This window comes from Streptomyces sp. NPDC001393, from assembly GCF_053597455.1.
In genome coordinates, this window is the sequence record NZ_JBSFIH010000114.1 from 1 (window position 1) to 9,240 (window position 9,240).

General features: G+C 69.9%; 11 protein-coding genes. 4 read left to right on the plus strand and 7 right to left on the minus strand.

The features are described from left to right. Window positions 1–370 precede the first annotated feature (370 nt). The gene (locus ACWC2T_RS45150) at window positions 371–1,021 is read right to left on the minus strand and encodes a DNA-3-methyladenine glycosylase (RefSeq protein WP_450676106.1); all 651 of its coding nucleotides are present in this window, start codon (window positions 1,019–1,021) and stop codon (window positions 371–373) included. Between the two features lie 100 nt (window positions 1,022–1,121). Here ACWC2T_RS45150 and ACWC2T_RS45155 point away from each other — a divergent pair, with 100 nt between their 5' ends. The 3 genes from ACWC2T_RS45155 to ACWC2T_RS45165 all read left to right on the plus strand — a co-directional run bounded on the left by ACWC2T_RS45155 (window position 1,122) and on the right by ACWC2T_RS45165 (window position 3,165). Beyond that, on the plus strand, window positions 1,122–1,904 hold the full coding sequence (locus tag ACWC2T_RS45155) for a sporulation protein (RefSeq protein ID WP_450676107.1): 783 nt from the start codon (window positions 1,122–1,124) through the stop codon (window positions 1,902–1,904). 45 nt (window positions 1,905–1,949) lie between these two features. Further along, window positions 1,950–2,489 (plus strand): YbhB/YbcL family Raf kinase inhibitor-like protein, encoded by a 540-nt coding sequence (locus ACWC2T_RS45160; RefSeq protein WP_450676108.1) that lies wholly within the window; start codon window positions 1,950–1,952, stop codon window positions 2,487–2,489. Between the two features lie 169 nt (window positions 2,490–2,658). Further along, window positions 2,659–3,165, plus strand: coding sequence for an HNH endonuclease (locus ACWC2T_RS45165; RefSeq protein WP_450676109.1), 507 nt, complete (start codon window positions 2,659–2,661; stop codon window positions 3,163–3,165). 60 nt (window positions 3,166–3,225) lie between these two features. Here ACWC2T_RS45165 and ACWC2T_RS45170 read toward each other — a convergent pair whose 3' ends face one another. The 3 genes from ACWC2T_RS45170 to ACWC2T_RS45180 all read right to left on the minus strand — a co-directional run bounded on the left by ACWC2T_RS45170 (window position 3,226) and on the right by ACWC2T_RS45180 (window position 5,668). Next, a complete protein-coding gene (locus ACWC2T_RS45170; protein ID WP_208901651.1) occupies window positions 3,226–4,194 on the minus strand; it encodes an SPFH domain-containing protein in 969 nt (322 codons plus the stop codon). A 134-nt stretch (window positions 4,195–4,328) separates the two neighbouring features. Next, a complete protein-coding gene (locus ACWC2T_RS45175) occupies window positions 4,329–4,760 on the minus strand; it encodes an NfeD family protein (protein ID WP_450676110.1) in 432 nt (143 codons plus the stop codon). A 116-nt stretch (window positions 4,761–4,876) separates the two neighbouring features. Continuing rightward, a complete protein-coding gene (locus tag ACWC2T_RS45180; protein ID WP_055710142.1) occupies window positions 4,877–5,668 on the minus strand; it encodes an ABC transporter ATP-binding protein in 792 nt (263 codons plus the stop codon). A 150-nt stretch (window positions 5,669–5,818) separates the two neighbouring features. Here ACWC2T_RS45180 and ACWC2T_RS45185 point away from each other — a divergent pair, with 150 nt between their 5' ends. Then, entirely contained in the window at window positions 5,819–6,607 is a 789-nt protein-coding gene (locus ACWC2T_RS45185) for a hypothetical protein (RefSeq protein WP_450676111.1), read from the plus strand. A 232-nt stretch (window positions 6,608–6,839) separates the two neighbouring features. Here ACWC2T_RS45185 and chpE read toward each other — a convergent pair whose 3' ends face one another. From chpE to ACWC2T_RS45200, 3 genes are all read right to left on the minus strand, one after another. Continuing rightward, complete coding sequence (gene chpE, locus ACWC2T_RS45190; protein ID WP_450676112.1) at window positions 6,840–7,085, minus strand: chaplin ChpE; 246 nt, start codon at window positions 7,083–7,085, stop codon at window positions 6,840–6,842. 160 nt (window positions 7,086–7,245) lie between these two features. Next, window positions 7,246–7,887 carry a response regulator gene (locus ACWC2T_RS45195; RefSeq protein ID WP_450676113.1) on the minus strand — a complete coding sequence of 214 codons (642 nt, stop codon included), beginning with the start codon at window positions 7,885–7,887 and terminating at the stop codon, window positions 7,246–7,248. Beyond that, window positions 7,880–9,025, minus strand: coding sequence for a GAF domain-containing sensor histidine kinase (locus tag ACWC2T_RS45200; protein WP_450676114.1), 1,146 nt, complete (start codon window positions 9,023–9,025; stop codon window positions 7,880–7,882). Before ACWC2T_RS45200 ends, ACWC2T_RS45195 begins: the two co-directional genes overlap by 8 nt. Window positions 9,026–9,240: the final 215 nt, after the last annotated feature.

Below are 9,240 nucleotides of genomic sequence, written 5' to 3' on the forward strand. Positions count from 1 at the left end.
TTTTGGCACGCTGTTGAGTTCTCAAGGAACGGTCGCTTCCTTCGTACTCACCCTCTCGGGCTTTCCTCCGGGCGCTTCCCTTCGGTGTTTCCGACACTATCAGATCTTTTCTCGATCCGATTCCCTGTCGGTGGGCTGTCTCCGGGGTTTTCGGCTTTCGCCGTGCGCCCTTTCGACATTCACTACGTTAGCTCATTCTCTCGGCGACTCATAATCGAGTCTCGCGAGTTCGAATTCGGGCACACAGGCGCGCCGAAATCGACCCCGCTGAGGGGTTGTAGCTGAGTAGTGGGTTGGCCGCTCCGGCTGCAGGCGATTGCCGTACCCGGTTCAGCGGCTTGGAATACGTTACGCACCTTCGCAGGGCACGTCAACTTGGGCGGCGCCGTGGCACATGGGCCCGATAGGGGCTCACCGTCGGGTCGCCCGCCACCCAGTAACGCCAGGGATGGATGTCGCCGTTCCCGCCTTCGCCGGCGACTCCGGTGCGGGGGCCGTTTCGTACCTGGTCAGCGGCGACCGGCGTGCCGGTGAGCATCCGCAGCGGAGTCTCACCGGGGGCACACGCGTCCGTGCCGTCCAGGAAACGGTCGACTTCCAGGGCCGTCGCCAGGCGGGCCGGACCCTTGGCCAGTTCTTTGTCGTTCCGGGCCGAAAGTCGCCGTTTGCGGGCCAGCTCCACGCCCTCGACGACCTCGCCGGCGCGCAGCAGGACGGCGCTCGCGCGGCCCTCGGGGCCGCAGACGAGGTTCATGCAGTGCCACATGCCGTAGGTGAAGTAGACGTACACATGTCCGGGTTCGCCGAACATCACCTCGTTGCGGGCGGTGCGGCCGCGGTAGGCGTGTGATCCGGGGTCGTTCGGGCCGTCGTACGCCTCGACCTCCGTGAGGCGGACGGCGATCGGGCCGTCGGGGGTCGTACGCACCAGGATGCGCCCGAGAAGGTCCGGTGCGACCTCCAGGACCGGGCGGTCGAAGAACTCTCTGGGCAGTGGCGTACGTTCCGGGGGCGCGATCATGCCCTCCGAGCGTAATGCAGACGGGACGGGGCGTCGGCGGAACCGGTCGGAGGCGGATCGCGTTTGTAGGGGTCGAGGGTCTTTCGTAAAGGGAGAGTCAATGACGTTCAAGAAGCTGCTCGCGAGCCTCGGGGCCGGCGGGGCCTCGGTCGAGACGGTGCTGACCGAGGTGAATGTCGTGCCGGGCGGTGTCGTGCAGGGCGAGGTGCGGATCCAGGGCGGGTCCGTTAACCAGGACATCGAGGGGCTGTCGGTCGGTCTGCAGGCCAGGGTCGAGGTGGAGCGCGACGACCAGGAGTACAAGCAGGACATCGAGTTCACGAAGGTACGGCTCGGTGGTGCCTTCCAGCTGCAGGCGGGTGCCGTGCACGCGGTGCCGTTCGGGCTCGAGATCCCCTGGGAGACGCCGGTCACGATGATCGACGGGCAGGCGCTGCGCGGGATGCACATCGGGGTGACGACCGAGCTGGCGATCGCGCGGGCCGTGGACTCCGGCGACCTGGATCCGATCAACGTCCACCCGCTGCCGGCGCAGAAGGCCATCCTGGACGCCTTCATCCAGCTGGGCTTCCGCTTCAAGAACGCGGACATGGAACGCGACCACATCCGGGGGACGCGGCAGCGGCTGCCGTTCTACCAGGAGATCGAGTTCTACCCGCCGTCGCAGTACCGGGGCCTGAACCAGGTCGAGCTGAGCTTCGTGGCCGACGAGCACGCGATGGACGTCGTGCTGGAGATGGACAAGAAGCCGGGTCTGTTCAGCGAGGGTTCGGACACCTACCGGTCGTTCCAGGTGGGTCTGAACGACTGGATGGGGACCGACTGGGCGGCTTATCTGAACCAGTGGCTGTCCGAGGTCGGCAGCAAGCGCAACTGGTTCTAGGCTCGGGGACTGCTGGTTCCAGATCATCGATCAGGAGGTACCGAGGTGACCGAGCTCAAGCGGCGGCCGCTCCCCCATGACTTCCATCCGCCCGTGCCGTCGTTCACGGTGGCGAGCGCGGACATCGAGGAGGGTGCGACGCTGGGGAGCGCCCAGGTCCACGCGGAGGGCAACACCTCCCCGCACCTGCGCTGGGAGGGCTTCCCGCCGGAGACCAAGAGCTTCGCCGTGACCTGCTACGACCCCGATGCGCCGACCGGCAGCGGATTCTGGCACTGGGTCCTGTTCGACATCCCGGCCTCCGTGACGGAGCTGCCGGCGGGTGCGGGCAGCGGCAAGTTCGAGGGTCTGCCCGAGGGCGCGGTGCACGTGCGCAACGACTACGGGACAAAGGACTTCGGTGGCGCCGCGCCGCCGCCCGGGGACGGCCCGCACCGGTACGTCTTCACGGTGTACGCGGTGGACCAGGAGAAGCTCGGTCCGGATGCCGATGTCTCGCCCGCCGTCGTCGGCTTCAATCTGCGGTTCCACACGATCGCTCGTGCCCAGCTCATCGGTGAGTACGAGAACCCCGCGCAGGGCTGAGCGCGGCGCCGCGATTCAGCCGAGCGTTCATTGAACGTTTGCCCGCCTCGGGTCTTGGAAGTGATCGGGGGCGGGCATTTTTTATTGCGTTGTCCATCTCGGCGCGCCCGTCCAGAGTTGATCCAAGCCCGCCGGGGGGGTGGGCAGGTGCACACGGGAGGTGGGCTGGATGCGGGACACGCTGGTGCTGAACGCGAGCTTCGAGCCGCTGTCGACGGTGACGTTGAATCGAGCCGTCGTTCTGGTGCTCCAGGACAAGGCCGTCGTCGAGCAGGCCCATCCCGAACTGCGTATGCGGGGCGCCGATGTGGACATACCCGCGCCCCGGGTGATCAGGCTGTGCAGGTACGTACGGGTGCCGTTCCGAAGACAAGCTCCGTGGTCGAGGCGGGGTGTGCTGGTCCGGGACCGGCACCGGTGCGCGTACTGCGGGCGCAGGGCGACGACCGTGGACCATGTGGTGCCGCGGGCGCAGGGTGGGCAGGACACGTGGCTGAACACGGTGGCCGCGTGTGCGGAGGACAATCACCGCAAGGCCGACCGGACTCCGGCTCAGGCCGGTATGCGGCTTCTGCGGGAGCCGTTCGAGCCGACGCCGGCTGATGCGATGCTCTTGGCTTTGGGGGCCGAGGAGTTCGAGGCGTTGCCGGCATGGCTGGGGCAGAGCGCCGCATAGGCTGTGCGAAAGGGGCTCACTTTCCTGAGGAAGGTGAGCCCCTTTGGCGTACGGCGCACTTCAGTCGATGCTCGGCTTCTCGCGGCGTTCCGTGCTCGGGCCGTTGTTCTGTGCCGGTACGTTGGCGCCGCCGTTGCCCTGGCCGCCACCGCCCAGGGGGCCGAAGTTGCCCATGGCGCCGGAGAGGCCCTTGAGGGCGTCGCCGATCTCGCTGGGGACGATCCAGAGCTTGTTGGCGTCGCCCTCGGCGATCTTCGGGAGCATCTGCAGGTACTGGTAGGACAGCAGCTTCTGGTCGGGGTCGCCGGCGTGGATGGCCTCGAAGACCGTACGGACCGCCTGGGCCTCGCCCTCGGCACGCAGGGCGGCGGCCTTGGCCTCACCTTCGGCGCGCAGGATCTGGGACTGCTTCTCGCCCTCGGCGGTGAGGATGGCGGCCTGGCGCGTGCCTTCGGCGGTGAGGATCGCGGCGCGCTTGTCACGGTCGGCGCGCATCTGCTTCTCCATCGAGTCCTGGATGGAGGTGGGCGGTTCGATGGCCTTCAGCTCGACCCGGTTGACCCGGATGCCCCATTTGCCCGTCGCCTCGTCGAGGACGCCACGCAGGGCGGCGTTGATCTCCTCGCGGGAGGTCAGGGTGCGTTCGAGGTCCATACCGCCGATGATGTTGCGGAGTGTGGTGACCGTCAGCTGCTCGATGGCCTGGATGTAGCTGGCGACCTCGTAGGTGGCGGCGCGGGCGTCCGTCACCTGGTAGTAGATGACCGTGTCGATGTTGACCACCAGGTTGTCCTGGGTGATCACCGGCTGCGGCGGGAAGGGTACGACCTGTTCGCGCAGGTCGATGCGGTTGCGGATGGTGTCGATGAACGGGACCACGATGTTCAGGCCCGCGTTCAGGGTGCGTGTGTAGCGGCCGAAGCGCTCGACGATGGCGGCGCTGGCCTGTGGGATGACCTGGATGGTCTTGATCAGGGCGATGAAGACCAACACCACCAGAATGACCAGGACGATGATGACCGGTTCCATCGTGTTCCCCGTACCCCTCTCCGCCTCGGCGCCTTCGGCAGATCTCGTCGTTGTAGAAGATCTTGCTGGTCGAGTCTGACAGACCATCGCCCAACTCGTGGGCGGGATGCCTCAGATGAAGGAGGCTCGATGCCTCAGATGACGATGGCGGTGGCTCCTTCGATCTCCACGACGTCCACCTCCTGGCCCACTTCGTAGGCGCGGTCGGTGTCGAGGGCGCGGGCCGACCAGATCTCCCCGGCGAGCTTGATCCGGCCGCCGGAGCCGTCGACGCGCTCCAGGACGACGGCCTGCTTGCCCTTCAGGGCGTCGACACCGGTGGCGAGTCGGGGAAGTTGTCTGCCGTGCCGGGCCGCGATGGGGCGGACGACGGCGATGAGCGCGACGGAGACGACGACGAAGGCGAGGACCTGGACCACGGGGTCGAAGCCGATTCCGGCGGCGACCGCGGCCGCGACGGCTCCCACCGCGAGCATGCCGAACTCCGGCATGGCGGTGACCACGAGCGGGATTCCGAGCGCCGCCGCGCCGACGAGCCACCACACCCATGCGTCGATGTCGTTCACACGGTCATGGTAGGGCCGGGGTCGGGCGGCGGACAGGGCGCGAAAGCGAGCGGGACGGGCGTGGGAAGGTCTCGGGGAGGCCTGGGAGAGGCCTCGGGGAGGAACCCGGTTGGGGGTCAGGACAGGGGCAGGCCCTGGGCCGTCCAGCGGTCGCCGACCTGCTCGACGACGAGCGGCAGGCCGAAGCAGAGGGAGAGGTTGCGGGAGGTCAGTTCCAGCTCGATCGGGCCGGCGGCGAGCACCTTGCCCTGGCGGATCATCAGGACGTGGGTGAAGCCGGGGGCGATCTCCTCGACGTGATGCGTGACCATGATCATCGAGGGGGCGATGGGGTCGCGGGCGAGCCGGCCGAGGCGGCGGACCAGGTCCTCGCGGCCGCCGAGGTCGAGACCGGCGGCGGGCTCGTCCAGCAGGAGCAGCTCGGGGTCGGTCATCAGGGCGCGGGCGATCAGGGTGCGCTTGCGCTCGCCCTCGGACAGGGTGCCGAAGCGGCGGTCGAGGTAGTCGCTCATGCCGAGGCGGTCGAGGAAGGCGCGGGCGCGCTGCTCGTCGACCTCGTCGTACTCCTCCTGCCAGTGCGCGGTCATGCCGTAGGCGGCCGTCAGCACGGTCTCCAGGACGGTCTGGCGCTTGGGGAGCTTCTCGGCCATGGCGATGCCGGCCACGCCGATGCGGGGGCGCAGCTCGAAGACGTCGACCTTGCCGAGGGTGTCGCCGAGGATGGTGGCGGTGCCCTTGCTGGGGAAGAGGTAGCTGGAGGCGACGTTCAGGAGGGTGGTCTTGCCGGCGCCGTTGGGGCCGAGGATGACCCAGCGCTCGCCCTCCTTCACCGACCAGGAGACCTGGTCCACCAGAGCCCGGCCCTCGCGGACCACGGATACGTCCTGAAGCTCCAGAACATCGCTCATGAGCGCGTTGTCTCCCCTTGCAGTGTGGCCGGTCTCGGCTGTCGCGTACGCCTGTGGCTCGGTCCGCCGCGCCTGTGGGCGCAGCCCTTATGAAATCTACGCCACCAGTGCCCGGCTCCATTCCATCGGTCCGGTCCTTAGGGTGGGGGCATGCTCACGGAACCGCGTTCAGGACGCCTTGCCGCTTGGGGAAACGCCCTTTTGGCCGGACTTGTCTCTCCGGATGACGCCGCGCTCGCCATTGTGGGCGAGGACACCGTGCACCGGGTGGAGGGGCTGCCCGGGGAGTCCGCGCAGGTCGGGCTCACGCTGGCGCTGGGGCGGCTGCGGACGCTGGGCGCGACGGGGCTGCGGGTCGCCCTGCCGGCGCCGGGGCATCCGCTGGGGCTGAGCGGTCCGCCCGAGTTCAATGCGCGGGCGCTGGAGGCCGAGGAGGCGGTGGTCTGCCACGGTGCCGCGTTCGGGCTGGTGCCTCAGGTGTACGAGGCCGGGCCGGAGGGTGATGTGCACGCCGAGGTGGTCTGGCAGGTGCTGCCGGTGCGGGAGGCGGCGCCCGCGGATGTGCCGTCGCTGGGCGAGGCCGAGCGGGAGCTGGCGGAGGCGCTGCGCGAGGCGACCGAGGTGCTGTCGAAGCTGGACGTCGCCGGGTCGGGTCCGGTGGCGGAGGCGGCGATCGACGCGTACCGGGCGCGGGCCGAGCGCGGCCGTGAGGTGCTGGCACCGGGGTATCCGCCGCGTGCGGTGCGGGTGTTGGAGCTGGCGCAGCGGGTCGCGCTGCTGGTGTCGCTGGCGTACGACAACGGGCACGGGGGTGCGGTCAGCTCCTCGGAGATGGCCGCGCGGGCGGAGGCGCTGCGGCCCGTGGAGCGTACGGCGCGGCGGGCACAGGTGGCCGCGTACAACTCCGTTGTGGAGGAGCGGGAGCGAGGGATGCGGTAGGCCGTTCGGCGCCCTGCGCTGGTGCCGGCGCATCTGGGGGCTGCTCCCGGACCCCGGCGCCTCTGAGGGGCTGCCCTCCCCGGATCCCGGCGCATCTGACGGGCTGCCGCCCCCGGGCCCCGCTGTCGGACTTGCGGACCTCGTCCTCAGGCACCGGACGGGCTGAGCCTGCTCATATGACAGGCCTCCCGGGTGCACCGCCGGGAGGCCTGTGGTCGCTGTCGGCCTGACCTCAGTGGTTGACGCCAAGGTTGCCGAAGGCCGGGTTCAGGACGCCGATCACGTTCACGCTGTTGCCGACCGCGTTCACCGGGATGTGCACCGGGGCCTGGACGACGTTGCCCGAGATGACGCCCGGGGAGCCCACGGCCTCGCCGCAGGCGTGGGCGCCCTCCGTGGCGGAGGCCAGCCCCGCACCGGCCGCCACCAGGCCACCGGCCACCATCGTCACGGCCGCGGCCTTCTTCAGGTTCTTCACTTTCCAACCCCTCCTAAGACGTTCACCGCGGCGGCTCGCCGCGGCACGCAATGGAGAACGGCGGAGATCGCCGGAGGATGCGCCGTCCGGGTGACATTCCCACGACGGTATGAATCTCAGCCTGGGCTGTTGCCGTGGGTGAGGCCTTGGGGAGGGCGTGTCAGCCGGTCACGCCATGGCGTACGGCCCAGAGCGCGGCCTGGGTGCGGTCGGCGAGGTCGAGTTTCATCAGGATGTTGGAGACATGCGTCTTGACGGTCTTCTCGGACAGCACGAGGGCGCGGGCGATCTCGCGGTTGGAGCGGCCGTCCGCGATCAGGCCGAGCACCTCGCGCTCCCGGTCGGTGAGCGAACCGCCTCTGCCCTGACCGGAGTTGGCCTCCTCCTGGGACAGCAGGGCGCCGGCGACCTCGGGCTGGAGCAGGATGTGGCCGGCGTGCACGGAGCGGATGGCGCCGGCGAGGGCGTCGGGGTCCACGTCCTTGTAGACGTATCCGGCGGCGCCCGCGCGCAGGGCCGGTACGACCGTGCGCTGTTCGGTGAAGCTGGTGACGATGAGCACGCGCGCGGGGTTGTCGAGTTCGCGCAGCCGGCGCAGGGCCTCGACGCCGTCCATGCCCGGCATCTTGACGTCCATCAGGACGACGTCCGGGCGCAGTTCCTCGGCGCGGGCGACTCCCTCGGCGCCGTCGGCGGCCTCGCCGACGACCTCGATGTCGTCCTGCACCTCCAGGAAGGTACGCAGGCCCCGGCGGACGACCTGGTGGTCGTCGACCAGCAGCACCCTGATCGCGTCAGCCACCGGGGACCTCCATCTCGATCGTGGTGCCCTCGCCCGGCACCGACTCCACGGTCAGCGTGCCGCCGACCCCGCTCGCGCGGTCCCGCATCGAGACCAGGCCCAGATGCCGTCCGGCGCGGCGGACCGCCCTGGGGTCGAAGCCGCCGCCGTCGTCGGTGACGCGCAGCACGGCGCCGCAGCCGCGCCGCCGCACGCTCACGTCGACGTGTGCGGCGCCCGAGTGGCGCAGGGCGTTGTGCAGGGCCTCCTGGGCGACCCTGAGCAGGGCTTCCTCCTGGGCGGCGGGCAGGGCCCGGAAGCCGTTGCTGGTGAAGGTCACGCGCGCGGTGTGGGCGCGGTCGAGGACCTGGGTCTGGGTGCGCAGGGTGGCGATCAGGCCGTCCTCGTCCAGGGCGGCGGGGCGCAACTCCACGACGGCGGCGCGCAGTTCGTCGGCGGCCTCGGCGGCGAGCGCGGCGACCTGGTGCAGTTCGCCCTTGGCGCGGGCGGGGTCGCGGTCGACGAGGGCCGCCGCGGCCTGGGCGGTCAGGCGCAGGGAGAAGAGCTTCTGGCTGACCGCGTCGTGCAGTTCATGGGCGAGGCGGGAGCGTTCCTCGGCGATGGTGAGTTCGCGGCTGCGTTCGTAGAGCCGGGCGTTGTTGAGGGCTATGGCGGCGTGCTGGGCGAGGATGGCGAGCAGGTCCTCGTCCTCCTCGGTGAAGCCGCAACTTCCCTCCGGTTTCGGGCAGTTCTTGTTGGCGAGGAAGAGGGCTCCGACGACCTCGTCGCCGTCGCGGATGGGCAGGCCGAGGAAGTCGGCCAGGTCCGGGTGCGCGGCCGGCCAGCCCTCGAAGCGGGGGTCCTTGCGCACGTCGGCGAGGCGCTCGGGGCGGGCCTCGTGCAGCATCGCGGCGAGGATGCCGTGCTGGCGGGGCAGCGGGCCGATGGCCTTCCACTGGGCGTCGCTGACGCCGTCGACGACGAACTGGGCGAAGCCGCCGTGGTCGTCGGGGACGCCGAGGGCGGCGTACTGCGCGTCGAGCAGCTCGCGGGCGGAGGCGACGATCGTCTTGAGGACGTCGCGCACCTCCAGATGCCTGCTCATGGCCAGCAGCGCGGAACTGACCGCTGCGAGGCCGGACCGGGGGCCTTGACTCATGTCCTCACGGTACCGGCGGGGTGTGACAAGCGGATCGGACCTGTGGCCACGGCACCCGGTCCGCTGGTCCTAGGGCGGCCGGTCTAGGTCCTGTCGTCAAACTCCCGTCGTCGCCCGGAAGGCGGCCCTGCGCCCGCCGCGATGGGGGTGCCCCCGCGCGAGCCTGTTCGAGCGTGGGGGAGGCTCATGAATGCCGTAGGTGCGTGCTCTGGGGG

Excerpts from the sequence above, each read along its gene's own strand:
- ACWC2T_RS45150 (WP_450676106.1), bottom strand. The coding sequence starts at position 1,021 with ATGATCGCGCCCCCGGAACGTACGCCACTGCCCAGAGAGTTCTTCGAC.
- ACWC2T_RS45155 (WP_450676107.1), top strand. The coding sequence starts at position 1,122 with ATGACGTTCAAGAAGCTGCTCGCGAGCCTCGGGGCCGGCGGGGCCTCG.
- ACWC2T_RS45165 (WP_450676109.1), top strand. The coding sequence starts at position 2,659 with ATGCGGGACACGCTGGTGCTGAACGCGAGCTTCGAGCCGCTGTCGACG.
- ACWC2T_RS45170 (WP_208901651.1), bottom strand. The coding sequence starts at position 4,194 with ATGGAACCGGTCATCATCGTCCTGGTCATTCTGGTGGTGTTGGTCTTC.
- ACWC2T_RS45180 (WP_055710142.1), bottom strand. The coding sequence starts at position 5,668 with ATGAGCGATGTTCTGGAGCTTCAGGACGTATCCGTGGTCCGCGAGGGC.
- ACWC2T_RS45185 (WP_450676111.1), top strand. The coding sequence starts at position 5,819 with ATGCTCACGGAACCGCGTTCAGGACGCCTTGCCGCTTGGGGAAACGCC.
- ACWC2T_RS45200 (WP_450676114.1), bottom strand. The coding sequence starts at position 9,025 with ATGAGTCAAGGCCCCCGGTCCGGCCTCGCAGCGGTCAGTTCCGCGCTG.